Source organism: Allobosea sp. OK403 (assembly GCF_900113835.1).
In the GTDB taxonomy this organism is placed as follows: domain Bacteria; phylum Pseudomonadota; class Alphaproteobacteria; order Rhizobiales; family Beijerinckiaceae; genus Allobosea.
The window spans coordinates 302,965-326,916 of sequence record NZ_FOQV01000001.1 but is presented as its reverse complement, the minus strand read 5'-3'; the positions used below and the strand labels follow the sequence as shown (position 1 = coordinate 326,916).

The window sequence follows — 23,952 nt, the reverse complement described above, 5'->3', positions numbered from 1 at the left end:
GAACCGTTGCCCACTTCGCTCGAAAACGCTCAAGCCGTTGCGGAGTTCGTCTGGCGAGATCCGGACATCCAATCGGACATCCCCCAGAAGACCCAAGAGACCCTAGGGCGGCGGGCGGCAATCGCCCTCACCTGGCTCGCGACCAGCCGGCCACGTCCCACAACTCGCTGTCCCAGGGGTTCATTGAGACCCCGTTGAGCGACTTGGCCGCGCCCGAGATATTGCCGCGATGGACGAGCGGGATCACCGTATAGGACTGCACCAGCATGTCGTTCATCTTGCGCGCGAGTTCGGCTCGCGCAGTGATGCCATCCGTCTTCCGCAAGCTCTGCGACACAGCATCGTAATCCTGCGAGCAATAGCGCGGCATGTTGCTGCCCTGCCATTGTGTGACCGGAGACGGGATCGCTGCGCAGGTCCATTTGTTCAGGTAGGATTCCTGGTCGAGGCCCTTCGAGTTGTCGGTGTACATCTCGATGTCGGCGTAGAACTTCTGCCGCGTGTCCGGGTTGCCGGCATCGCCGCCGAAGAAGACCGAGCCGCTGACATTGCGGAGATCGACGCTGACGCCGAGGACCTTCCAGTACTCCTTCAGCATGGCCTGGGTGTCCTGCCGCACCCCGCTGGTCGAGGTCAGGAAGGACAGCTTCAGCTTCTGTCCGCCCTTTTCGCGGATGCCGTCAGAGCCGGGCTTCCATCCCGCCTCGTCCAGCAAAGCCTTGGCCGCTGCGGCATTGGGCGTCAGGCAGCCATCATTGGCCGTCGAGACATATTGCGCGGGCGCCGGCACGGCATTGCAGGTCGCTTTGCCCTGATCACCATAGAGAACCTCCGCGATCTCGGCCCGGTCGATGGCAAGGGACAGCGCCTTGCGCACGCGGATATCGCTCAGGATCTTGTTCGGGCCGCCCGCCACAGTCGAGCGCTTGTCACCCAGATCCGATCCGGGATCGGTCAGATTCAGGAACAGGTATTCGACCATCGAGCCAAAGGCCGTCACCGGCCGCGCCTTGCCCGCCGAGGTCAGTTTCGCCAGGACGTCGGGCGCCAGCTGCAGGTTCCAGGCGTAGTCGGTTTCGCCCGTCTCGAAGACGGCCCGTGCGGCGGACATCGCGTCGCCCCCGCCCTTGATCGTCACGCCCGAGAAATGCGGCTTGTCGGCTTCGCGGTAGGCCGGGTTCAGCGCGTAGACGACGACGTCGTTCGGCTTGAAGTCCTTGACCTTGTAGGGGCCGGTGCCGATCGGCGCGAAATTCTGCGCGGTGCAAGAGGCGATCTTGGCGCCCATGCACTCCTTGAACTGCGCTTCCTGCAGGATCGGCGTGGTCGAGCTGACGAAGGGCACATAGGGATAAGGCGTCGGCTGCGCGAACCGGATCTCGATGGTCAGATCGTCCTTGGCCACCACGTCCTTGATCCCGTCGAAGGCGTTCGAGGCCGCGCAGCCTGCGCCCGGGGCAGTGCAGTATGTCCAGGTGAAGACCACGTCCTTCGCGGTGAAGGCGCTGCCATCAGACCATTTGACGCCGGCACGCAGCTTCCAGGTGATCATCGTCATGTCGGCCAGGATGCCGCCATTCTCCTTCGTCGGGATCTCGGCCGCCAGCAGGGGCACCAGCGTGCCCTGCGGATCGAATCGCGCGAGCGGCTCGACCACCAGGGCCGCGGCATCGACCTCCTTGCCGATCCCCGAGAGATAGGGGTTCAGCGTGGACGCTGCCTGCCAGTAGAAGATCTTCAGATCCCCGTCCGAACCCCGCTCCGCCTGCGCGGCAAAGGGCAGCAGCGCAAGCGCGGCCGTGGTCAGGAACTTTGCTGTGGTCGAGAACTTGGCCATGCTCATTCCGTTCTCTCCTGTTGCCGGCCCGATTCGCCTGCTGGGCTCCCAAGCGAGGGGCATTCCGACGCGCATTGCTTGTTGTAACATACTGTGCAAGAGGCTTGATTTAAGTCAATATGTAATAAAGAATACAGGAATGGCCGCACCGCCCCTTTTCGACAGGATTCGCAGCGAAGCCCGGTCGACGGCCGAGCGGAAGGTCGCCTCGGTCTTGCTCGAAGGCTACCCGACGCGCGCGCTTACGACGGTCGAGGTGTTGGCAAAACAGGCCTCGGTCAGTGCACCGACGGTGCTGCGCTTCCTCACCAAGATCGGCTTCTCGCGCTTCGCCGATTTCCAGGCCGCGGCGATCGCCGATGTCGAACGCCAGCTCGGCTCGCCTCTGAACAATATCCGCTCGGAAGCACCGGCTGAGACACCCCACCATATCTACCAGCGCACCCTGCTGATGCAGGCCGAGGCGCTGCAGCTCGCAGCCGCCCAGGCGATGCCGGCGGAATTCGATGCGATCGTCGACCTGCTGGTGTCCCCCCGGGCGACGATCAAACTGCTGGGCGGGCGCTACAGCCAGAACCTCGCGCAGCGGCTGGCGACGCAGCTTGGCCAGCTGCGGCCCAGCGTCGTCTTCACCCCCCTCACCCTGGGCTTCGCCTATGACACGCTTGTCGATGCCGGACCGCAGGACGTCTTCGTGATCTTCGACTACCGCCGCTACCAGAGCGAGCTCCTGACCTTCGCGCGCGGCGTACGGCAAAGCGGCGCGCGCCTTTGCCTGTTCACCGACACCTGGCGTTCGCCCATCGCCGAACATGCCGATGCGGTGCTGACCTCGCCCGACGCCTCGACCTCGCCCTTCGGCTCGCGCGTCGTTGTCACCGCCCAGATCGAGGCGATTGTCGCCGCCATCAGCCTGCGCTGTCGCGATTCAAGCCGCGACCGGCTCGCCCGGATCGAGGAACTGCGCAACCTCGGCGCAACCGAGCCGTCCAAGGAGAGCTGACCTCCCGTGAATGCTGACCTGCCGTGAATGCTGACCTGCCATGAATTCTGACTTGCCATGAATGCCAATCCGCCGATCCTGCTGAACCCGGACGGTCGCTTGCCCGGGGTGATCGCAGTCGACCATGCCGGCCGCTCGGTCCCGCCCGGGCTCGGCGAGCTCGGCCTCACCCCGGCCTGGCGCGACAGCCACTATTTCTGCGATCTGGGCGTGGCGGAACTCGCCCGTGAGCTTGCTGCACGGATCGACGTGCCGATCGTGCTCTGCGACGTCAGCCGCCTCGTGATCGACGTGAACCGCTGGGTCGATGATCCCCGCTCGATCGCCTCGGCGCTCGAAGGCACGCCGATCACAGCCAATGCCGCCTTGTCCCCGGCCGAAAGGGAGGCCCGGCAGGAGGCCGTGTTCTGGCCCTATCACAAGCTGCTGGGTGCGATCTGGGAGCGCCAGACCGCGCGCCATCCGCGCCCCTTTCTCTTCGCACTGCACAGCTGCACGCGCATTTTCCAGGGCCAGCACCGCCCCTGGGATGGCGGCACGATCTGGCATGACGACGACACCTTGTCGCGCCACCTGCTTGATCATCTCGGAAAGGAAGACGGCCTCGTCCTGGGCGACAACCAGCCCTATTCCGGCCGCAACGGCGTCTTCTCGGTCGACTGGCACAGCTATGGCTCGGGCCTGCCGGCCTGCGGTTTCGAGGTGACGAACGACCTTCTGGAAACCGGGCCTGACCGCGCGCGCTGGGCCGGCCGTCTGGCCGGCGCGCTGACAGCCGCCATCGATAGCGGAGTTGCCGCGTGACCCGGTTTTCCGCCGAGCCCCCCTATGCGCTGACCGCCGTCCCTGCCCCGGCGACCGAGCGCCTCGCCGGCACGCGCGATGTCGATATGCTCCTGGTCGGCGGCGGTTATGGCGGCCTGCTGACCGCGATCGAACTGGCCGAGGCCGGGGCCCGCGTCGCGGTGATCGAGGCGCGCGATATCGGCGCCGGAGGATCCGGGCGCAACCACGGCCAATGCATCCCGGTGTTTGGCTATCTCGATCCCGCGACGCTGCCCGAAAAGGGCGTTGGGCTCCTCGCCGAGGCCGGGGCCCGGGTCTTCGAGCGGATCGCGCGCCACGGCCTGCGCTGCGAGGCGGTCCAGAAGGGCACGCTCAGCGCCGCCTATAACGACCGGACGCTGGCGACGACCCGGGCGGCACAGGCGAAATACGCAGGCTACGGCAAGACCGAGCGCTATCTCGATGCCGAGGAGGTCGCCGGGCTGACCGGCACCCGCGCCTTCCTGGGCGGGTGGGTCCACCGCGAGGGCGGCCATCTCAATCCGCTCGGCTATGCGCGCGAACTGGCGCGGCTTGCGCTCTCACTTGGGGTCGAGGTCTTCACCGACAGCCCGATGACAGGTTTCTCGCGCCGCGACGGTCGCTGGTGCATCCGCACCCCCGAGGGCGAAATCCGCGCCAAGACCGTCGGCCTGACGACCGACGCCTATTCCACGGCCGCTATCCCCGGCGCGGTGACGCAGGGCTTCTTCCCGCTGACGAGCTACGCCGTGGCAAGCCGCCCACTGACGCCCGAGGAACGCGCGAGCGTCATGCCGTCGGGCATGAATTTCGGCGATACCCATCACGACCCGATGTTCTTCCGCATCGACGCCTCCGGGCGGATCATCACCGGCGGCTTGCAGGAACCCGGTCGCGGCAGCCGCTTCGACTATACCGCAGCCTTCATGACCCGCCGCCTGTCGCGTATCTGGCCTGCGCTCGCGGGGCTGGACTGGGACTTCATGTGGACCGGCACCGTCAGCATGGCGCTCGACCAGACGCCCTCGATCCAGCGCCTCGACGACGGGCTCTGGGCGCTTTCCGGCTGGTCCGGCCGGGGCGTACCGACCTCGGCCGCTCTGGCCTGCGCCTTCGCCCGTACCCTTGAAGATCCCGCAGCGGGGCTTGCCTGGTGGCCCCAGCGGCAACCGCCGCGGGTCGTCGCCCGCGCGCTGCTCGGGCGGATGGTGCAGTTGTGCCGTGGCCCGTTCAACCAATTGCGTGACCGGATGGAGGGCTGAAGGCCCTCCCCACGGCGCGCCGCCCGGCTCAGAGGCCTTTTGGAAACCTCGCGAGCCCTCATCCTGCGGAGCGCTCCTCAGAGGCCGACCTGAAATGAAGCCATTGATTTCAAGGGCTCTGTCTTGATCACCTCTGCGCCGTCATCCTGGGCGAAGCGAAGCTTCGTCCCGGGATCCATCGTAAAGTTCCGGAGCCCTCCGATGGATCCCGGAGCTGCGCCGCTGCGCGGCTTGTCCAGGATGACGGCGCGGGTGATAGCGCGCGATCGGAAGCCTTTGAGATCGCTCGGTTCATTTCAGGCCAGGCTCTCAGGATGAGGGCTGGAGTTTCAAAACGGTCCTTCAGCGCCCGCGAATCCGCGGATCCATCGCGTCGCGCAATCCATCGCCGATGTAATTGACCGACAGCACCGTCAGCGAGATCGCGATGCCGGGCAGGATCGCCCGCATCGGATAGAGCTGGATCTGATCGACCGCATCGTAAAGCAGGCGCCCCCAGGTCGGGAAATCCGGTGGAAAGCCGAGCCCAAGGAAGGACAGCGAGCTTTCGGTCATGATTGCGCTCGCGATCCCGAGCGTGGCCGAAACCAGGATCGGCGACAGCACATTGGGCAGGATGTGGCGCAGGATCATCTTAGCCCGCTGCGTGCCGATCGAGCGGGCGGCAAGGATGAATTCGCGTTCCTTCAAGGTCAGAACCTCGCCCCGCACCAGGCGCGCCGTGTGCATCCAGCTGGTTCCGCCAATGGAAGTGACGATCAGCAGGAATATCCCCGTCTCGGCGCCAAGCCATTGCGACAGCGGCTCGCGGAAGAGCATCGACATGACGAGGAGCAATGGCAGCAGCGGGAGCGCCAGGAACAGATCGGTCAATCGCATCAGGATCCCGTCGAGCCCGCGCAGGAACCCCGCGCAAACCCCCACCAGCGTGCCCAGCAGCAGCGCTAGCCCCATCGCCGTCAGCCCGACCGTCAGCGAGACCCGCCCGCCCGCGATCAATCGCGCCAACATGTCGCGCCCAAGCTGGTCGGTGCCAAGCGGATGCTCCAGCGACGGGCCCTTGTTGCGCAGCCGCATCGCCAGCGCAGTCGGGTCGAGCTGCCACAGCCAGGGGCCGGCGATGACTGCCAGCAGGATCGCCCCCAGGATCACTACGCCAATCACCGCACCGCGATGGCTGCGGAAGCGGCGCCAGACATCGCGCGCCTGGCTCGAGCGCCGGCGGGCAGCGGGCGCGGCAGCCTCAGTCATAGAGGATCCCCGCTCAGTCATAGCGGATCCTCGGATCCAGAACGCCGTACAGGATATCGGCGACCAGGTTGAACAGCACGATCAGCACCGCGAAGATGAAGGTCAGGGTCTGCACCATCGGCACGTCATTCGCCTGGATCGACGAGATCAGCAGCTCACCGATCCCATTCACCTTGAAGACCTGCTCGGTGATGATGGCGCCGCCGAAGATCTGCGGCACACCCATCGCGATGACGGTCACGACCGGGATCATCGAGTTTCTGAGCACATGGACCAGCACCACGACCCTTTCGCTCAGGCCGTTGGCACGAGCGGTGCGGACGTAGTCCTGCCGCAAATTGTCGAGCATCGAGGCCCGCATGAACCGGCTGATCTGGCTGGCATTGTAGAGCGCCAGCACCATCACCGGCAGAACCATCTGACGCAATTGCATCAGGAAGCTGTTCCAGTCGGTGACCTTCAGCGTCGTGTCGTAGAGCGAGGGAAACCAGTGCAGCTCGACCGAGAAGATCACGATCAGCACGACCCCGGTGAAGAAGGTAGGCACGGAGAAGCCGATCATCGCCAGGAAGGTGCCAAGCTGGTCGAACCAGCTGTGCTGCCGATAGGCCGAGAGGATGCCGATCGGCAGCGCAATCGCGATCCCCACCACATAAGCCAGGCCCACGACCCACAGCGTCTGCGGCAGGCGCAGCGCGATGATATCGGCAACGGGCGCGCGCGACTGCCAGGACACCACACGCTGGCTGTCGCCAGCCAGATTCAGCCCGAAGAAGGTGTCGAAGACATGCAGCGGCTCGATCCAGAAGAACTGCTTGAGCCACAGCAGGTAGCGCAGCATCAGCGGATCGCCGAGGCCAAGCGACTGGCGCATCTTCTCCTTCACCTCGGGCGGAATCGTCAGCGGTAATTGCGCCATCGGATCGCCGGGCGCGAGGCCGAGAAGCAGGAAGATGGCCAGGCTGATCAGCAGAAGCGTCGGAATCGCCACCAGCAGCCGGCGCAGCGTGTATTGGAACATCCGGAGAGCCTCAGCCGCGCATGCGGCGGGCGCAGTCGCCGGCAGCGCCGCATGTGAGGTTCTGATCCATCCTGAAGGCACCTGTCGCGATCGCCGGAATATGTAAAATACATTGCAAGCATGCCACGCCGCAGTCAATATGTAACAAATAGTACTTTTATTCGAGACGGGCCCGCACCCCGCCGGATGCTCTGCCCCGGCTGCTGCGCCGCCTTCGAGCCTGGGATGGCCGGGCAAGAGGCTGTTAAGGACTATGCCCGGGAGGTTTGATGTTCGATACGTCCCTTGCCCCGCAAGCATCCGGCCCGACGCCGCCCGGTCCACTCGTTTCGATCGCGGGCCTGCGCGTCGCGTTCGAGACCGATGCCGGGCCCGTCCTCGGCGTGCGCGACGTCAGTTTCGACATCGCGCCCGGGGAATGCGTCTGCGTGGTCGGCGAATCCGGTTCGGGCAAGTCGGTCTCGGCGCTGTCGCTGATGCGGCTTGTCGAATTCGGCGGCGGCCGGATCGCCGGAGGGGAATTGCGCTTTCGGCAGGCCGACGGGCGCGTGATCGACCTCGCCCAAACCGACCAGGCCACGATGCGCGCGATCCGGGGCGGCCAGATCGGCATGGTCTTCCAGGAGCCAATGACGGCGCTCAATCCCGTCTTCACGATCGGGCGCCAGCTTGTCGAGGTGATCCTGACGCATCGGCGCATCCCGACGGCTGCGGCGCGCGCCCGCGCGCTCGACCTGCTGACGCAGATGCAGATCAGCGAGCCCGAGCGCCGCCTGAAGCAATATCCGCATGAATTATCGGGCGGCATGCGCCAGCGCGTCGTGATCGCCATGGCGATGGCCTGCGAGCCGCGCCTGCTGATCTGCGATGAGCCGACGACGGCGCTCGACGTGACGATCCAGGCCGAGATCCTCGCTCTGATCGACAAATTGAAGCGCGAGACGGGAACGGCCGTGCTGTTCATCACCCACGACATGGCCGTGGTCGCGCAGATGGCCGATCGGGTCGTGGTGATGTATCGCGGCGACAAGGTCGAGGACGGCCCGGTCGAGGCGATCTTCTCCGACCCGCAACACCCTTATACGCGCGCGCTGCTGGCCGCCGTGCCCAGGCTAGGCGAGATGCGCGGCACGACCTGCCCGGCACCAATGCGCGGCATCGCGACCGGCGATGCCCCCCGCGCAGCGGCCGCCGCGCCCGTCGCGACAGCTGCGGGGACGGAAGCTGCGCCGCTGCTCGAAGTGCGCCATCTGTGCACCCGCTTCCCCGTCCAGAAGGGGCTGCTGCGCCGGACCATCGCCAATGTCCACGCGGTCGAGGATGTGAGCTTCACCATCGACCGCGGCCAGACGCTCAGCCTCGTCGGCGAGTCAGGCTGCGGCAAGTCGACCTGCGGCCGCTCGATCCTGCGTCTCATCCAACCCTTGTCGGGCGAGGTGGTGCTGGACGGGCAGGACGTGCTGGCCCAGTCGAGGCAGGGGATGCACGCGCTGCGCCGGAAGATGCAGATGATCTTCCAGGATCCCTATGCGAGCCTCGACCCGCGGATGCGGCTGTTCGACCAGGTGGCGGAGCCCCTGCTTAATTACGAGCGGCTGTCGGGACAGGCCCTGCAGCGACGCGTGGCGGAGCTGTTCGAGCGCGTGCGCCTGCCCGCCGGCTTCATCGAGCTTTACCCGCATGAGCTTTCGGGCGGCCAGCGCCAGCGCATCGCCATCGCCCGCGCGCTTGCCCTCAACCCGAAGCTGATCATCGCCGATGAGGCGGTATCGGCGCTGGATGTCTCGGTGCAGGCGCAGGTGCTGAACCTGCTGATGGAGCTGCAGGCGGATCTGGGAATTTCCTGCCTGTTCATCAGCCACGACATGTCCGTGGTCGAGCGGGTCAGCCATCGCGTCGCGGTGATGTATCTCGGCCGGATCGTCGAGATCGGCCCGCGCGCCGCAATCTTCGAGACCCCGCAGCACCCCTATACCCGGGCTCTCCTGTCTGCGGTTCCGATCGCCGATCCTGCGCGACGGACGACCCGCAGCCTGACCGGTCACCCGGTCCTAAGCTCGCCCATCCATCCCGCCGATCACGTTGCCGCGCCATCGCGATACACCGAAGTCGCGCCCGGTCATCTGGTGCTCATCCCAGCTGAATAGGCGCTTGGAGCATTTTCTGATTTTCGTTGGTTTTCAGCCAGCTGCTCCTGCCATGAAAAGGTGGCGTCGCAATGCAGATGAAACTGAGAACGACCTGTGCTCCGGAGCATCGTGATATTCGAGCCGTCTATTGATCGCGTAACCGATAGCCCATCCGAACCGACTGGGCCGACATGGTACCTGATGTGAGCGCGACCCGCCGCCCAAGCACCACCGGTCTGCGCCGATTCCTGGACCTCCAGCAGCAGCGCGATTGGATGCAGGGCAAGACGATCCTGCGCGACGCCGATGAGCGCTCGGAGTCGCTCGAACTGCGTCTCAAATACGTCGCGCGGTTCGAGAAATTGCTGCGCCGGCCTCAGGCACAAGAGGTCCTGGACATTCTCCGGCAATATGGCCGCAACTGCATCCCGATCCCGCGCCGGACCGAGCGGCATTACTGGTCGGTTTCCTGTCTGCCGTCGACACCGGGCAAGGCGCTCATTCGCGTCAATGCGAGCTGGATGGAGCTTTTCTCTCTCTATGCGGATGGCGAGGGCATCCGCGCGCTATTTCTGGTGCATCTTTCCGATTTCACCAGGGACCATTCGCTCGATCAGGGCCAGGTGGATGACGCTTTCCTCGAGCGCTGCGTGATGACGCCGGAAGACGTCAGCTATGTCTTCCCCCGCGGCGAGGACATTTTCGGCATCAAAGTCCGCGGCCTCGCCTCGATCGACAAATTCCTCGCGGCGCCCCGCTCGTTGCAGGCTATCCGGGCGTTCAACCTGACGCATATGAACCGGGGCCGGAACGCCTATCAGGCAAGCCACTGCTACAGCCTGGCTGACCACATGATGAGTGGTCACGTGGGCTGAGCGGAGACAGCTCGAATCCTTGATTGTGAAATGGCGCCTTTCCAGCTGAAGCCGGCAAACGGACCAGTCAACGAGCCGAAGACAATTTCGCTACCGTGATCGCCGACTAGATCAGCATCAGGCGTCGTTTGAAGCCATGAGGGCGTGTATTGAGGCGGTGAAGCTGCCGGACCTCAAGCCCAAATCTGAGGGTACTGCTACAAGGACGCCTTGAGACGCGCGAAGGTGCCTAGGGATGTCGTACAGGCGCTCGGCGGATGGGCCGGCCACGTCAAAGCGGCAAGATCTGAGAGAGGCAGTACGTGGTCTCAATGGTCACGGAAACCAGGCCATGTTACCAATTGACTGATGCCGATCGAATTCGTGCAGCGCGAATATCTCCCCTGTGAATTTCGATGAACAATGGAGGACACTATGCGTATGATGCTAAAGGTGTCTATCCCGGTAGAGGCCGGCAACAGGAGCGTTGTCGATGGCACTCTACGGAAGACCGTGAAGGCTTTTATGTTGGAATTCGAACCTGAGGCCGCATATTTCGTGGCAGATGCCGGATTGCGTACGGGATATTTCTTTTTTGATCTTGCTAAATCGACCGACATCCCATCCGTGGCTGAAGCATTCTTTCTGAACCTCAATGCCGCCATCGAACTTACGCCAGCGATGAACGCGGCGGATATGGAGGCTGGCATTGAGAAGGCGATGAAGGGCCGCTGATCCTCTCGTTCAGCGACGGGTAAACGGCCCATGGCGTCTTGTTCTGCTCCGGGTCCGAAGCGGCCCTTTAAGGCATGCCGCGCTCAGATAGTTTGGGTCGGATGTTTGGGCCACAAAATCCGGCAGCCTACATAAGAACGTGCCGCCCCAATTCCCCCGTGGCCCCTCGCGTTTCCTGTAGGGCGCATCACGTATCCGCCACCGCGCTCTACGGCAGCGTAAACGACCACCGTTCCAGATGGTGCGTGGCAATGGCGAAGCGTGTCGCCTTTCCAGACCTCAAGGCCGCCGGCGACATCATGAAGCCCCGTACCTTCGTGGACTGGAGTGATGAAGAGCTTGGCATGGGGATGTTCGTTGAAGAGTTCCCCGTCGAAGCGCTGAGGATTTCGTTCATCGTATCGCGGACCTGAAGGCCAAAGCCTACACGCGAGGCTAGGGCACTCTCTCTTACTTCCTCGACATCACTCCGGCGATGATCGCGAACTACCAGCAGGCCCGCAGGTAAGCGCACAGTCGACGTGCGCCCTCAAACCGACTTCGGGGGGACATGGCTGGGGGATATCGTGGGGGATACCCTCGATTTAACGCTCTCAATATCTTTTGTTTTTCAATGCCTTAACACCCCTATCGGAGTGTGGCGCGACCTACGGGAGTCGAACCCGTCTCCCCAGCGTGAAAGGCTGGTGTCCTAACCGATAGACGAAGGTCGCGGGCCTCTGAATCGACGGCTGCCCGTCGAGAAGCGGGGCGAGGTATAGTGGCAGGGCGCGCCCTCTGCAAGCACCAGTTTGACGATATCCGGGGAAAGTCTGGAGCGACCTGCCGCCACCGTTCTTGCCCCTAAAGCATCAGACCAAATATCCTATTGGTCTGATGCTTTAGGTTTTTATCTTGCATCGGCTTGTCCCGAAAACCGGTTCCCACTGGGGCCGCTGCTCTAAACCACGACGATCAGCCCGGGCGCGCCATGTCGAGGACGCGCAGCTCGGCGCTCTCGCGGCCGCCCCAGCGGTTCAGCGTCAGCGTCGCGGCGAGATGGACGCTCTCGCCACGCGCCGCCAGCAAGGCGCGCCCCAGCGGCTCCTGCGCCACACGGAAGGCAATGCCGCCCACGGTCGCGCCATCGCCGCTCTTGAGCTTGATGCGGACATGGCCACCGCTGCCGATCTCGACAGCCTCGACCAGGCGATGCGCGGGAAAGACGAAAACCGGCTCGGGACTGCCCGCGCCGAAAGGCCCCGCCTTGTCGATCTCGGCGAGCAGGCGCGGATTGGCGCCGCCCGCGCTCAGCGCCGCATCGATCAGCAGCGCCTCGGCTTCGCCCGCCGCCGCGACCTGCATCGCCAGCCGCTCGGCCAGGAACGCCTGGAAGGCGGAAGCCTGCCCGGCAGCCAGCGTCACGCCGGCCGCCATCGCATGGCCGCCGCCCTTGACCGCAAGCCCGGCCTCGACCGCCTCGCGCACGGCGCGGCCGAGATCGACGCCGGCGACCGAACGGCCCGACCCCGTCGCGCCGCCCTCCCCGTTCAAAGCGAGCGCGAAGGCCGGGCGCCGGAAGCGCTCCTTCAGCCTTGCCGCGACGAGGCCGACGATGCCGGGGTGCCAATCGGCGGAGGCCGCCATCAGCACGGGCTGGTCGGGCAGGCTCATCAGCGCATGATCGGCCTGCGCGGTGGCTTCCAGCACCGCCTGCCGCTCGATCTCCTGACGTTCCTGGTTCAGCCGGTTGAGTTCGGTCGCGATGCTGCGCGCCTCGATCTCGTCCTCGGTCAGCAGGAGCCTCGCGCCCAGCGCCGCATCGCCGATGCGGCCACCGGCATTGATGCGCGGGCCGAGCAGGAAGCCGAGATGCCAAGGTTGCACCGGGCCATCGAGGCCCGCAACATCCATCAGCGCAGCCAGTCCGGGGCGCGTCCGCCCCCGCAATATGGCGATGCCCTGGCGCACGAAGGCGCGGTTCAAGCCCTTGAGCGGCACGACATCGGCCACAGTCGCCAGCGCCACGAGATCGAGCGCCGCCAGCAGATCGGGCTCACCCTCCGCCCGCCCCGCCCAGAAGCCCTGCCGGCGCAGCGTCCGGCTGAGGGCGACGAGCGTCAGGAAGACGACACCGGCCGCGCAGAGATGGCCGAGCCCGGAGAGATCGTCCTGCCGGTTGGGATTGACCAGCGCGGCGACGGGCGGAAGCAATTCGGGCGCCTGATGGTGATCGAGGACGACGACATCGAGCCCGAGCCTTTGCGCCTCGGCCAATGGCTCATGGCTGGTCGTGCCGCAATCGACCGTGACCAGCAACGTCGCGCCTTCGCCTGCCAATGTGCGGATGGCATCGCTGTTGGGGCCATAGCCCTCGATCAAGCGGTCGGGGATATGGATGCGCGGCTGCGCCCCGGCCTGGCGCAGGAAGCCCGCGAGCAAGGCCGCCGAGCAGGCGCCGTCGACATCATAGTCGCCGAAGATCGCGACCTTCTCGCGCCGCTGCGCCGCCTCGGCGAGACGGGCGGCGGCGGCTTCCATATCGGTCAATGTCGCGGGATCGGGCAGGAGGTCGCGCAGGCGGGGCTCGAGGAAGCGCAAGGCCTCATTGGGCTCGACGCCGCGCCCGGCGAGCAGGCGCGACAAGGTATCGGGAATGCCTTCGAGCTGCGCCAGGGCCTCGGCGCGGCCGAGCCCCGCGGCGTCCAGCCTGTCGCGCCAGGGCCGGCCGAGCACGGAGTGGGACACGCCGAGGAAAAGGCGCTGGGGAATGAGACTCATGATCTGAGGGGGTCGCGCAGGCGCGCGCATTCGTCAACCACTACCTGCCTTGCCGGCGCTTGGGCGATCGCCATACTGCGCGGCAAGCAGCCAGGAAAGGGCAGCAGGCGTGGGGCAGGACGCGGACGTCATCATCATCGGAGCCGGCCTCGCCGGGCTCGTGGCCGCGACAGAGCTCACCGACGCCGGCCGCAACGTCATCCTGCTCGATCAGGAGCCCGAGCAATCGCTCGGCGGGCAGGCCTTCTGGTCGCTCGGCGGATTGTTCATGGTCGACACGCCCGAGCAGCGCCGCCTGCGCATTCGCGATTCGCGCGAACTCGCGGCGCAGGACTGGTTCGGTTCAGCCGGGTTCGACCGCCCCGAGGACGACTGGCCGCGCAGATGGGCGCAGGCCTATCTCGATTTCGCTTCGGGCGAGAAACGCGCCTGGCTGCACGAGATGGGCATGCGCTGGTTCCCCGTCGTCGGCTGGGCCGAGCGCGGCGGCTACCTCGCCAGCGGCCACGGCAATTCAGTACCGCGCTTCCATGTCACCTGGGGCACTGGGCCGGGCGTGCTGGAGCCGTTCCTGCGCCGCTTGAAGGAGGCGCAGGCGCGTGGCCTGGTCGAGCTGCGCTTTCGCCACCGCGTCACCGCGCTGTCGCGCAGCGCCGGCGCGGTCGACGGCGTCGCGGGCGAGATCCTGGAGGCGAGCCCGGTCGAGCGCGGGACGAAGAGCTCGCGCGGCGCGGTCGGGGCTTTCGCGCTCAAGGCGCAGGCCGTGATCGTCACCTCCGGCGGCATCGGCGGCAATCACGATCTCGTCCGGGCGAGCTGGCCGCAGCGCTTGGGTACTCCGCCTGAGCGCCTGCTCTCGGGCGTGCCCGACCATGTCGACGGTGCGATGCTGGCCATCGCGGAGGCAAGCGGGGGCCGGCTGATCAATGGCGACCGGATGTGGCACTATGTCGAGGGCATCGCCAATTGGGCGCCGATCTGGCCGCGACACGGCATCCGCATCCTGCCCGGCCCCTCCTCGCTCTGGTTCGATGCGCGCGGCAACCGCCTGCCGGTGCCATTGTTTCCCGGCTTCGACACGCTCGGCACGCTCGAGCACATCATGAAAACGGGCTACGACTATTCCTGGTTCGTGCTCAACCGCAGCATCATCGCCAAGGAATTCGCGCTTTCGGGCTCCGAGCAGAATCCCGACCTGACCGGGAAGAGCTGGCGCCAGGTGCTGGGACGGGCCGGCGGCGGCGTGCCGGGACCCGTCCAGGCCTTCATGGACAACGGCGAGGATTTCATCGTCGAGACCGATTTTTCCCGGCTGGTCGCGCGCATGAATGCGCTTGCCGGCGAGACGCTGATCGATGAGGCGCAGCTTCGGGCCGAGATCGAGGCGCGCGACCGCACGCTCGACAACCCCTTCGGCAAGGATCTGCAGGTCACGGCGCTGCGCGGCGCCCGCGCCTATCTCGGCGACCGCCTGATCCGGACCGCAAAACCGCATCGCATCCTCGACCCGGCGCATGGCCCGCTGATCGCCGTCAGGCTCAATATCCTGACCCGCAAATCATTGGGCGGGCTGATGACGGATTTATCCGCGCGTGTGCTGGATGGGGCTGGCGAGCCGGTGCCCGGGCTCTACGCGGCCGGAGAAGCTGCCGGCTTCGGCGGCGGCGGCCTGCATGGCTATCGCGCGCTCGAAGGCACCTTCCTCGGCGGCTGCCTGTTCTCCGGCCGGATTGCCGGGCGCGCCGCGGCGCAGGCGGTGGGATAGAGCATGTTGTTCTAGCTCGGAACCACGCCGTCATTCCGGGGCTACGCCCCCGGGTCCGACCTTTGGTCGGCCCAAGGATAAACTCCGCGTAGAGCCCGGGATCTGAGGCGCGTCATGGTCGGGGTTGACCCGACCATCTCATAAACCAGAGCACTCTGGTCATGAGATTCTCGGGGCAAGCCCGAGAATGACGGCAAGGCTCGGGGAACCCTTCTCCCCTGGCGGGAGAAGGTGGCTCGGCGAAGCCGAGACGGATGAGGGGGCGCTGTGACCTCACCAATTGGCCTGAACACGACGCCAACCGGACAGGGCACGGCGCCCCCTCATCCGGCGCTGCGCGCCACCTTCTCCCGCCAGGGGAGAAGGGAAAAAAAGCGCGTCATTCTCGGGCGGAGCGAGGCGCAGAGCCCCGAGAATGACGCTCTAGGATGGATCGCTTCCCGGCTGCCGCTTCGCTCGCCTCACTTGCCCTGCCAATGCGGCGCGCGCTTGCCGAGGAAGGCTTCCATGCCCTCGCGGAAATCGGCGCTCATATAGCACATCAGGACTAGGTCATCGCCCTGCGGGTGGCCATTGGCCTTGGCGATGCGGCGCAGCGCTTCCTTGGTCGCGCGCATCGTCAAGGGCGCATGGCCGGCGATCGTCGTCGCCAGTTCGCGCATCCGCACGAGGAGCGCGGCATGGTCGGCGACGAGCTCGTTATAGAGCCCGATGCGCTGCCCCTCCTCAGCCTCGATCAAGCGCGCGGTGAAGACGATATCCTTGACGCGGGCCGGGCCGAGCAGCGTCGCAAGCCTGGCGTAGTTGCTCATCGACAGGCAATTGCCGAGCGTGCGCGCCACCGGAAAGCCGAAGCGGGCCGATTGTGTCGCGATCCGGATGTCGCAGGCGCAGGCAATGCTGGCACCGCCGCCCGTGACCGCGCCCGAGATCGCAGCGATGGTCGGGATCGGGCAGCTTTCGATCGCCGTGATGATGCGGTCGATCCGGCTCTCATAGGCCAGCGCATCGTCAGGCGTATTGAAGGCTCGAAACTGCGTGATGTCGGTGCCGGCGGCAAAAGCCTTCTCGCCCGCGCCGGTGAAGACGAGCACTTTCGGGTCGCCATGGCCGGGAAGATCGCCACAGATCGCGGCGAGCCGCTCATACATCGCGAAGGTCAGCGCGTTGCGGGCCTGGGGGCGGTTGAGCGTGATCGTGCCGATGCCGTCCGCGACGGTGTAGAGAATCTCGTCGTCCATGCTCTCTAACCCCTTCTCCCCGTTTTATCGCATTGTCTTCACGCGAACCGGCGTCCACTTCGCTCGAAAATGCTCTAGATCGCGCCACTATCCCTCAAACGCGTGATCGCCGCCTCGTCATAGCCGAGCTCGCCCAGGATCTCGGCATTGTGCTCGCCGGCTTCGGGCGTCGGCGTCTGCACAGAGGCTGGCGTGCGCGACAGGCCGACCGGCTCGCCGATGACACGGAAATCGCCGATCACCGGATGCGAAACCGGTTGCGCGATGCCCAGATGCTGGACCTGGGGATCGTCGAACATTGCGTCGACTGCGTAGATCGGCCCGGCCGGCACGGCCGCCGCCTCGAAGGCTGCCAGCCAATGGGCGCTGTCCTGCGTGGCCAGGATCCCCTCGATCAGCACGCGCAATTCGGGCCTCGCTTTGAGCCGCTTCTCCATATTGTCGTAGCGCGGATCGGTCGCGAGGTCGGGGCGGTCGATCGCCCTGCAGAAGGAGCGCCAATGCCCTTCCGCGCCGACGCCGATATTGATGTGGCCGTCGCGCGTCGCATAGACGCCCATCGGCGTCGAATAGGGATGGTCGTTGCCGGCCTGCGGCGGCACCAGGCCTTCGACCAGGAAGCGCGCCGCCTGGAAATCCATCATCGCGATCTGGGCTTCGAGCAGCGAGGTCTGGACCCATTGGCCCTTGCCGGAGACCGCGCGCTCCTGCAGCGCCACCAATGCGCCGATCGCGCCATAAAGCCCGGCAGCGGAATCGGCGACCGCGATGCCGGCGCGCACCGGCCCCTGGCCGGGCAGACCGGTCACCGACATCATTCCGCCCATGCCCTGGGCGATCTGGTCGAAGCCCGCGCGCGTCCGGTAAGGCCCGCTCTGGCCGAAGCCTGAGATCGAGACCAGGATCAGGCGCGGATTGAGCGCGTGCAGCGTCTCGAAATCGAGGCCGAGCCGCTCCTTCACATCGGGCCGGAAGTTCTCGACCAGGAGGTCGGCGCTCTCGATCAGCTTGCGCAGGACCGCCGCGCCGCCTTCCGTCTTCAGATTGAGCGTCAGCGAGCGCTTGTTGCGATGCAGGTTCTGCATGTCATAGCCATGCCGCGGCCCGCTCATGTTCTCGTTGGGGTCGAAGCCCGGCGGGCTCTCGACCTTGATCACATCGGCGCCGAAATCCGCGAAGACGCGCACGCAGGTCGGCCCCGCCCGGACGCGCGAGAGATCGAGCACGCGGAGGCGGTTGAGCGCTGAAGACGGCGTCGGGCGCGGCATGGCTCTCCACAGCAATTTGACGATCTGGTCAGATCGTCAAATTGCTGTGTCCCTTTGTTTTAACGCGTTGTCTTCACGCGAACCGGCGTCCATTTCGCTCGCGAACGCGCCAGGTTGGATGAGGCTCTCGCCTCTCAGGCTCAATCCAGCTTGAACTTCTCGAACTGACGGTGCTCGCCATAGATCCGGCGCACGGTGCCGGTGATCGAGCGATAGACGATCGTCTCGGTCTCGATGACGTCCTTGCCGAACCTGACGCCCTTCAGCATGCCGCCATTGGTGACGCCTGTGGCGCAGACGATGGTGTCGCCCGAGGCCATCTCCTCCATGCTGTATTTCCGGTTCGGATCGGTGATGCCCATGGTGAGGGCACGGGCGCGCTTCTCCTCGGTGTCGAGGATGAGTCGGCCCTGCATCTGGCCGCCGACGCAACGCAGCGCGGCCGCCGCCAGCACGCCCTCGGGCGCGCCGCCGATGCCGAGATAGAGGTCGATACCGGTCTTATCCGGCTCGGTGCAGTAGATCACGCCGGCGACGTCGCCATCGGTGATCAGGCGGATCGAGCAGCCGGTCTTGCGGACCTCCTCGATCAACTTGGCATGGCGCGGGCGGTCCATGATCAGGGTCGAGATCTCGCTCGGCTTGACGCCCTTGGCCTTGGCCAGCGCATGGATGTTGTCGGTCGCGGACGCGTCGAGATCGACCACGCCGCGGGCATAGCCCGGGCCGATCGCGATCTTGTTCATGTAGACGTCGGGCGCATTGAGCAGCTTGCCGGCCTCGGCCATCGCCATCACGGCGATGGAATCGGGCATGTCCTTGGCGCAGAGCGTCGTGCCCTCGAGCGGATCGACGGCGATGTGGACCTTGGGGCCCTGCCTGGTGCCGACCTTCTCGCCGATGAAGAGCATCGGCGCCTCGTCGCGCTCACCCTCACCGATGACGATCTCACCGTCGATCGGCAGGCGGTTGAGCTCGCGGCGCATGGCGTCGACCGCCGCCTGGTCCGCCGCCTTCTCATTGCCGTGCCCGCGCAGGCGCGCGGCCGAGACGGCGGCGCGCTCGGTGACGCGGACCAACTCCATCGAGAGATAACGCTCGATGATCTGGTTCGGGGAAATACGGAGATCTTCGGACATGGATGGCTCCCTATGGGCAGTCGGCAATCGGCAATGGGCGGTCGGGCGTGGCTATTGCCGACCGCCGATCGCCTACTCCCGCTCTATACGGATGACTTGCGGCGGTTCCGCGATATGGCCGTCGGCAGAAACCTTCTCCAGCGCTGCCCGGATCGCGGATTCGCTGGTGGCGTAAGTGATGAGTACGACCGGGACCGGCGCGCCGGAACGCCCGGAGGGGTCGCGCGCGGCAGCGCTCTCCGAACGGCGCTGGACGATGCTTTCGAGCGAGATGTCGGCTTCAGCCATGCGGGTCGCGATCGCGGCCGCGGCGCCGGGATGGTCGAGCACGGCAAGCCGGACGTAGTAGCCGCCCTCATGCCGCTGCATCGGTGCGCGGGTCGGCGTTTCCAACCGCGCCACAGGCAGGCCGAAGGGCAGGCCCGCCGTGCCGCGCGCGACATCGGCGATATCGGCGACGACGGCCGAGGCCGTCGGGTCGCCGCCCGCGCCGGGGCCGACCAGGGTGATCTCGCGGACCGCGTCGGCGTCGATGGTGACGGCATTGGTCACGCCCATCACCTGCGCGATGGCGGAGGATTTCGGCACCATGGTCGGGTGCACGCGTTGTTCGATGCCGGTCTTGGTGCGCTCGGCGACGCCGAGCAGCTTGATCCGGTAGCCGAGTTCGTCGGCCATCTTCAGATCGAGCGGGGCAATCGAGGAAATGCCTTCGACATGAATCGCTTCGGCGTCGATCCTTGTCCCGAATGCGAGGCTGGTCAGGATGGCGAGCTTATGGGCGGTATCGTAGCCCTCGACATCGAAGGTCGGGTCGGCTTCGGCATAACCCAGGCGCTGGGCGTCAGCGAGGCAGGCCTCGAAGGTCAGCCCCTCCATCTCCATGCGCGAGAGGATGTAGTTGCAGGTGCCGTTCAGGATGCCATAGAGCCGCGTGACATTGTTGCCCGACAAAGCCTCGCGCAGTGTCTTCACCACCGGGATGCCGCCTGCGGACGAGGCCTCGAAGGCCAACGCCACGCCCTGCTCCTCGGCGAGCGTCGCCAGCGCCACGCCGTGATGGGCGAGCAGCGCCTTGTTGGCCGTGACGACCGATTTGCCTGAGGCGAGCGCGGCCTCGACCGCAGCCTTGGCCGGGCCGTCCGAGCCGCCGATGAGCTCGACCAGGCAGTCGATCTCCGAGGATTTCGCCAGCGCGACGGGATCGTCGAACCAGGTCAGGCCGGCAAGATCGACGCCGCGATCCCGCGTCCTGTCGCGCGCCGAGACGGCGGTGACGCGAATGGCGCGGCCGCAGCGGGCGGCAAGCGCGTTCTCCTGCCGGCGCAGGATGCGCAGCACGGAGGCTCCAACGGTGCCAAGCCCGGCAAGGCCGATGCGAAGCGGCGAGGATTGTGGCGAGGAAGGCGCGAGGGTCATATGGCGCGGGGTCGCATGAGGGGAGGCGCGAGTCAACGGCGCAGCTTGGGATGACCGGCCATTCACGCCGGCTCGAGCGCTTTGACCATGAAGATGCTCAACGGGTCGTTGGCATAGGAACCGAACGGTCCGCACTGCTTGAATCCGATGCGCCGGTAGAGCCCCAAGGCCTCATCCGACTTGACGCCCGTCTCCAGGAAGATCTGCCGGACACCCTCCTGAGCCGCGGCAGCCTCGATCGCCTGGACGAGCCGGAAGCCGACGCCCTGCCCTCTCGAAGCGGGATCGACGAACAGGCGCTTCATTTCAGCCGAGCCGGGGAAGACGGCGTAGCCGCCGCATCCCAGCGCCTTGCCGTCCGCCCTTGCGACGAAGAACCGAATATTATCCGCCAGCAGCGCGCTCAGGGGCGATCCGACCCGGTTCTGCGATGGGTAGAGCGTCGAGGAGCGCTCATCAGCCTGCCTGAGGAAATCAACGACGCTCGGCTGATCCGGGTTTTCTCGCTGAACCACGATCGTCACAGGACGTTCTCCATACGCGGGCGCTCACTCGAAGCGGCAGACCACCTCGGCTGCAATCCGCTTCACCTTCTTCTCGGTGAAGCTCAGATGGATCCGCAGCAGGTTGTTGCCGAAGGCCGTGGCCTTGATCGTCCGCAGCGCCTCCACCGAGGCGCCGTCCCAGGCGGTCGAGTTCTCGATCATGGGGCGCCAGAACCAGGGCTTGGGCGGCACGATGGTCACGCTCTCCAGAACCTGTTCGGCCTGTGCCTGTTCAGTGCCCAGGGGGATATAGCGGGCGACGATCTCGGTGGCGTCCCGGCCGCAATCGCGCGCAACCGTTGCGGCCAGCACATCGGCGACCAGCGGCGAATCCGTCTCGGGCAGGCGCCCGCGCGAATAATCATAAGTGGCGACGAGGCTGATCAACGCGAACAGGCCGAAGCCGATGCCGATCAAACGGCCTTTGCTGAACATCTCGCGTGCCTCAGTCCCAAGATCACGTTTCTCGCATTCGGGCGGAATCGTCCGAATGCGAGAAACGTGATCGATTCTAAAAGCTTAGAGCATTGCCCTAGCCGGACGAGAATGTCCGCCGCCAAGGGGTTCCCATGTTTGGGCTGCGCGGTCCAGTCCCGCTTCGCCATATCTCACCCGCGCGTCATCCCGGACAAGCGGCTTCAGCCGCGCCGATCCGGGATCCATTCCGGAACGCCAATCGGGAAAGCTCAGGAATGGATCCCGGATCTCCGCTTCGCTGCGTCCGGGATGACAATGCGGATGGGATAAGCGGCGGCTCCACCCTCACCCGGCCTTCGGCATCTGGATGACGTTGTGCAGGGTCTGGTCCGCCGTCTTGAGGAAGCGGCCGATATTGCGGGCCGCCTGGCGGATGCGCTGTTCGTTCTCGACGATGGCGATGCGGACGAAATCGTCGCCATGCTCGCCAAAGCCGATGCCCGGCGCGACCGCGACCTCGGCTTTCTCGATCAAGAGCTTCGAGAACTCCAGCGAGCCGAGATGGCGGAACTTCTCCGGAATCGGCACCCAGGCGAACATCGAGGCCTGCGGCACGGGCACCTCCCAGCCGGCTTTGCCGAAACTCTCGACCAGCGCGTCGCGGCGCTTGCGATAGATCTCGCGCATCTCGCGGATGCAATCGTCGGGGCCGTTCAGAGCCGCCGCCGCCGCGACCTGGATCGGCGTATAGGCGCCGTAGTCGAGATAGGATTTTACGCGTGCGAGCGCAGCCAGCAGCCGCTCATTACCGACGGCGAAGCCCATGCGCCAGCCTGCCATCGAGAAGGTTTTCGACATCGAAGTGAACTCGACCGCCACATCCATCGCACCCGGCACCTGCAGCATCGAGGGCGGCGGATTGTTGTCGTCGAAATAGACCTCGGCATAAGCAAGGTCGGAAAGCAGGATCAGCTCGTGCTTCTTCGCGAAGGCGACGAGATCACGGTAAAAATCGAGCGAGGCGGTGAAGGCCGTCGGATTCGCGGGATAGCAGGTGACGAGCGCGATCGGCTTCGGCACGGAATGGATGATCGCCCGCTCCAGCGCCGGGAAGAACGCCGGCGTCGGCTCGGCCGGCACCGAGCGGATGACGCCACCCGCCATCAGGAAGCCGAAGGCGTGGATCGGGTAGCTCGGATTGGGCACCAGCACGACATCGCCCGGGCCGGTGATGGCCTGCGCCATATTAGCGAAGCCTTCCTTGGAGCCGAGCGTCGCGACGACCTGCGTCTCCGGGTCCAGCTTCACGCCGAAGCGCCGCTCATAATAATGCGCCTGGGCACGGCGCAGGCCGCCGATGCCCTTGGAGGCCGAATAGCGGTCGGTGCGCGGCTTGCCGGCGGTCTCGACCAGCTTCTCGATGACATGCCTGGGGGCCGGCAGGTCAGGATTGCCCATGCCGAGATCGACGATGTCGACGCCCTTGGCGCGTTCGGCTGCCTTGATCTTGTTGACCTGTTCGAAGACGTAGGGCGGCAAGCGCTTGATGCGGTGAAAATCGGCCATATCGAACAGATCCCTCGCCAGGACGGCGGACTACGGCATCGGACCGAATATCGTATTCGGTCCGATGCCGTAGTCCTTATGATTTTGCATCGGCTTCTTCCGAAAACCGGACTCCACTTTTCGGGCCGATGCTCCAATGATGCGCGCAAGTCATAATCCTTGCGCCAAGGGTGCTTAGCACCGCATCTTCGGTCTTGGCAGCCCTAAAAACGCAAGAATCGATCGAACGCTCGGGAAAAGCCGGTTTTCCCGGCGCCGATGCCGGCTCAGTTCGTCGGCAGCGCCGCAGCAGGAGCCGGCGCCGGCAAGGCCTTGCCGAGCGAGACCGCCTGGGAACCTGCCGCATCATTGGACATTCGCCTGGCCTCGAGCTGGCTCTCGATCTGCTTGAACTCGGCGCGCGGCTTGCACGGGTCGGTCGGCTTCCGATCAGGCACCGGAGCCGCGAAACGGGCAGCCTGCCCCGTCGGCGTATAGGCTGGCGGTGGGGTCGGACCGGGACATAAGGGATTGACGGCGACCGTCTTGTTGATCGGGATATAGGCCGGATCGGCAGGGCGGCTCTGCTGCACGAAGCTCTTGGGCTCTTGCGGGGTCGTGGCGATTCCGGCGACTTCGGCCACCGTCTTGACCGGCCCCTCGCCCGCGCAGCCTGCCAGCGACAGGGCAATCACGGCCGGCCCCAGCAGCATGATCATCGATTTCATCATGGGCGGGTCGAAGAGCATGAGCAGTTCCGGCGCATTGTCGATTTTTGTTTGTCAATCATATCAGCTACGTCCTTAATGGGACCAAAATGGGGAGTGTTAAGCTGCCCCGCAGAATAAAGCGACGGGAGAAGACGCGCCATGAATCGGCCAAAGGACGACAAGCCGAGACTGGACGCCGGATCGCCCGATGCCGCGCCGGAGACCCTAGCGCCCGACTTCGATC

General features: G+C 65.6%; 20 protein-coding genes and 1 tRNA gene. 8 read left to right on the top strand and 13 right to left on the bottom strand.

Features of this window, described 5'->3' with window-relative positions:
• Positions 1-127: 127 nt before the first annotated feature.
• Positions 128-1,843 carry a peptide ABC transporter substrate-binding protein gene (locus BMZ97_RS01445; protein ID WP_244546189.1) on the bottom strand — a complete coding sequence of 572 codons (1,716 nt, stop codon included), beginning with the start codon at positions 1,841-1,843 and terminating at the stop codon, positions 128-130.
• Positions 1,844-1,976: 133 nt separating this feature from the next.
• Here BMZ97_RS01445 and BMZ97_RS01440 point away from each other — a divergent pair, with 133 nt between their 5' ends.
• From BMZ97_RS01440 to BMZ97_RS01430, 3 genes are read left to right on the top strand one after another with little or no spacing between them, the layout of a single operon-like run.
• Positions 1,977-2,840: a MurR/RpiR family transcriptional regulator gene (locus BMZ97_RS01440; protein WP_092164732.1), complete on the top strand. Its 864-nt coding sequence runs from the start codon at positions 1,977-1,979 to the stop codon at positions 2,838-2,840.
• 57 nt (positions 2,841-2,897) lie between these two features.
• The gene (locus BMZ97_RS01435; protein ID WP_092164731.1) at positions 2,898-3,644 is read left to right on the top strand and encodes an N-formylglutamate amidohydrolase; all 747 of its coding nucleotides are present in this window, start codon (positions 2,898-2,900) and stop codon (positions 3,642-3,644) included.
• On the top strand, positions 3,641-4,909 hold the full coding sequence (locus tag BMZ97_RS01430; protein WP_210188195.1) for an NAD(P)/FAD-dependent oxidoreductase: 1,269 nt from the start codon (positions 3,641-3,643) through the stop codon (positions 4,907-4,909). Before BMZ97_RS01435 ends, BMZ97_RS01430 begins: the two co-directional genes overlap by 4 nt.
• A gap of 342 nt (positions 4,910-5,251) precedes the next feature.
• Here BMZ97_RS01430 and BMZ97_RS01425 read toward each other — a convergent pair whose 3' ends face one another.
• Complete coding sequence (locus tag BMZ97_RS01425; RefSeq protein ID WP_210188194.1) at positions 5,252-6,160, bottom strand: ABC transporter permease; 909 nt, start codon at positions 6,158-6,160, stop codon at positions 5,252-5,254.
• Between the two features lie 13 nt (positions 6,161-6,173).
• Entirely contained in the window at positions 6,174-7,181 is a 1,008-nt protein-coding gene (locus BMZ97_RS01420; RefSeq protein WP_092164723.1) for an ABC transporter permease, read from the bottom strand.
• A gap of 269 nt (positions 7,182-7,450) precedes the next feature.
• Between BMZ97_RS01420 and BMZ97_RS01415 the strand changes: the two genes are divergently transcribed.
• From BMZ97_RS01415 to BMZ97_RS31110, 4 genes are all read left to right on the top strand, one after another.
• Positions 7,451-9,328: an ABC transporter ATP-binding protein gene (locus tag BMZ97_RS01415; protein WP_092164721.1), complete on the top strand. Its 1,878-nt coding sequence runs from the start codon at positions 7,451-7,453 to the stop codon at positions 9,326-9,328.
• Between the two features lie 173 nt (positions 9,329-9,501).
• Positions 9,502-10,185, top strand: a complete 684-nt coding sequence (locus BMZ97_RS01410; protein WP_092164719.1) for a hypothetical protein — start codon at positions 9,502-9,504, stop codon at positions 10,183-10,185.
• Between the two features lie 414 nt (positions 10,186-10,599).
• On the top strand, positions 10,600-10,899 hold the full coding sequence (locus BMZ97_RS01405) for a hypothetical protein (protein ID WP_092166469.1): 300 nt from the start codon (positions 10,600-10,602) through the stop codon (positions 10,897-10,899).
• Between the two features lie 251 nt (positions 10,900-11,150).
• Positions 11,151-11,312, top strand: a complete 162-nt coding sequence (locus BMZ97_RS31110; protein ID WP_175525390.1) for a hypothetical protein — start codon at positions 11,151-11,153, stop codon at positions 11,310-11,312.
• Positions 11,313-11,537: 225 nt separating this feature from the next.
• Here the strand turns inward: BMZ97_RS31110 and BMZ97_RS01400 are convergent.
• A tRNA-Glu gene (locus BMZ97_RS01400) sits at positions 11,538-11,612 on the bottom strand.
• Positions 11,613-11,853: 241 nt separating this feature from the next.
• Entirely contained in the window at positions 11,854-13,659 is a 1,806-nt protein-coding gene (recJ, locus tag BMZ97_RS01395; RefSeq protein WP_092164717.1) for a single-stranded-DNA-specific exonuclease RecJ, read from the bottom strand.
• Between the two features lie 109 nt (positions 13,660-13,768).
• Between recJ and BMZ97_RS01390 the strand changes: the two genes are divergently transcribed.
• On the top strand, positions 13,769-15,424 hold the full coding sequence (locus BMZ97_RS01390; protein WP_092164715.1) for an FAD-binding dehydrogenase: 1,656 nt from the start codon (positions 13,769-13,771) through the stop codon (positions 15,422-15,424).
• A 461-nt stretch (positions 15,425-15,885) separates the two neighbouring features.
• Here BMZ97_RS01390 and BMZ97_RS01385 read toward each other — a convergent pair whose 3' ends face one another.
• The 8 genes from BMZ97_RS01385 to BMZ97_RS01345 form a co-directional block, all read right to left on the bottom strand.
• A complete protein-coding gene (locus BMZ97_RS01385) occupies positions 15,886-16,665 on the bottom strand; it encodes an enoyl-CoA hydratase/isomerase family protein (protein ID WP_092164713.1) in 780 nt (259 codons plus the stop codon).
• 74 nt (positions 16,666-16,739) lie between these two features.
• Positions 16,740-17,933: a CaiB/BaiF CoA transferase family protein gene (locus BMZ97_RS01380; RefSeq protein ID WP_092164705.1), complete on the bottom strand. Its 1,194-nt coding sequence runs from the start codon at positions 17,931-17,933 to the stop codon at positions 16,740-16,742.
• Positions 17,934-18,073: 140 nt separating this feature from the next.
• Positions 18,074-19,072, bottom strand: a complete 999-nt coding sequence (gene glpX / locus BMZ97_RS01375) for a class II fructose-bisphosphatase (RefSeq protein WP_092164704.1) — start codon at positions 19,070-19,072, stop codon at positions 18,074-18,076.
• 72 nt (positions 19,073-19,144) lie between these two features.
• Positions 19,145-20,491, bottom strand: coding sequence for a homoserine dehydrogenase (locus tag BMZ97_RS01370; protein WP_092164703.1), 1,347 nt, complete (start codon positions 20,489-20,491; stop codon positions 19,145-19,147).
• Between the two features lie 62 nt (positions 20,492-20,553).
• A complete protein-coding gene (locus tag BMZ97_RS01365) occupies positions 20,554-21,015 on the bottom strand; it encodes a GNAT family N-acetyltransferase (RefSeq protein ID WP_092164702.1) in 462 nt (153 codons plus the stop codon).
• A gap of 24 nt (positions 21,016-21,039) precedes the next feature.
• Complete coding sequence (locus BMZ97_RS31105; RefSeq protein ID WP_092164701.1) at positions 21,040-21,471, bottom strand: hypothetical protein; 432 nt, start codon at positions 21,469-21,471, stop codon at positions 21,040-21,042.
• A 327-nt stretch (positions 21,472-21,798) separates the two neighbouring features.
• Complete coding sequence (locus tag BMZ97_RS01350; protein WP_092164699.1) at positions 21,799-23,019, bottom strand: LL-diaminopimelate aminotransferase; 1,221 nt, start codon at positions 23,017-23,019, stop codon at positions 21,799-21,801.
• A gap of 266 nt (positions 23,020-23,285) precedes the next feature.
• On the bottom strand, positions 23,286-23,747 hold the full coding sequence (locus BMZ97_RS01345) for a hypothetical protein (RefSeq protein ID WP_092164698.1): 462 nt from the start codon (positions 23,745-23,747) through the stop codon (positions 23,286-23,288).
• Between the last annotated feature and the right edge of the window lie 205 nt (positions 23,748-23,952).

Coding starts and splice junctions, on each gene's coding strand:
- BMZ97_RS01345 (WP_092164698.1), bottom strand. CDS start 23,747: ATGCTCTTCGACCCGCCCATGATGAAATCGATGATCATGCTGCTGGGG.
- BMZ97_RS01420 (WP_092164723.1), bottom strand. CDS start 7,181: ATGTTCCAATACACGCTGCGCCGGCTGCTGGTGGCGATTCCGACGCTT.
- BMZ97_RS01410 (WP_092164719.1), top strand. CDS start 9,502: ATGGTACCTGATGTGAGCGCGACCCGCCGCCCAAGCACCACCGGTCTG.
- BMZ97_RS01435 (WP_092164731.1), top strand. CDS start 2,898: ATGAATGCCAATCCGCCGATCCTGCTGAACCCGGACGGTCGCTTGCCC.
- BMZ97_RS01370 (WP_092164703.1), bottom strand. CDS start 20,491: ATGACCCTCGCGCCTTCCTCGCCACAATCCTCGCCGCTTCGCATCGGC.
- BMZ97_RS31110 (WP_175525390.1), top strand. CDS start 11,151: ATGGCGAAGCGTGTCGCCTTTCCAGACCTCAAGGCCGCCGGCGACATC.
- BMZ97_RS01350 (WP_092164699.1), bottom strand. CDS start 23,019: ATGGCCGATTTTCACCGCATCAAGCGCTTGCCGCCCTACGTCTTCGAA.
- BMZ97_RS01405 (WP_092166469.1), top strand. CDS start 10,600: ATGCGTATGATGCTAAAGGTGTCTATCCCGGTAGAGGCCGGCAACAGG.
- BMZ97_RS01440 (WP_092164732.1), top strand. CDS start 1,977: ATGGCCGCACCGCCCCTTTTCGACAGGATTCGCAGCGAAGCCCGGTCG.
- BMZ97_RS01415 (WP_092164721.1), top strand. CDS start 7,451: ATGTTCGATACGTCCCTTGCCCCGCAAGCATCCGGCCCGACGCCGCCC.
- BMZ97_RS01380 (WP_092164705.1), bottom strand. CDS start 17,933: ATGCCGCGCCCGACGCCGTCTTCAGCGCTCAACCGCCTCCGCGTGCTC.
- BMZ97_RS01425 (WP_210188194.1), bottom strand. CDS start 6,160: ATGACTGAGGCTGCCGCGCCCGCTGCCCGCCGGCGCTCGAGCCAGGCG.
- glpX (WP_092164704.1), bottom strand. CDS start 19,072: ATGTCCGAAGATCTCCGTATTTCCCCGAACCAGATCATCGAGCGTTAT.
- BMZ97_RS31105 (WP_092164701.1), bottom strand. CDS start 21,471: ATGTTCAGCAAAGGCCGTTTGATCGGCATCGGCTTCGGCCTGTTCGCG.
- BMZ97_RS01445 (WP_244546189.1), bottom strand. CDS start 1,843: ATGAGCATGGCCAAGTTCTCGACCACAGCAAAGTTCCTGACCACGGCC.
- recJ (WP_092164717.1), bottom strand. CDS start 13,659: ATGAGTCTCATTCCCCAGCGCCTTTTCCTCGGCGTGTCCCACTCCGTG.
- BMZ97_RS01385 (WP_092164713.1), bottom strand. CDS start 16,665: ATGGACGACGAGATTCTCTACACCGTCGCGGACGGCATCGGCACGATC.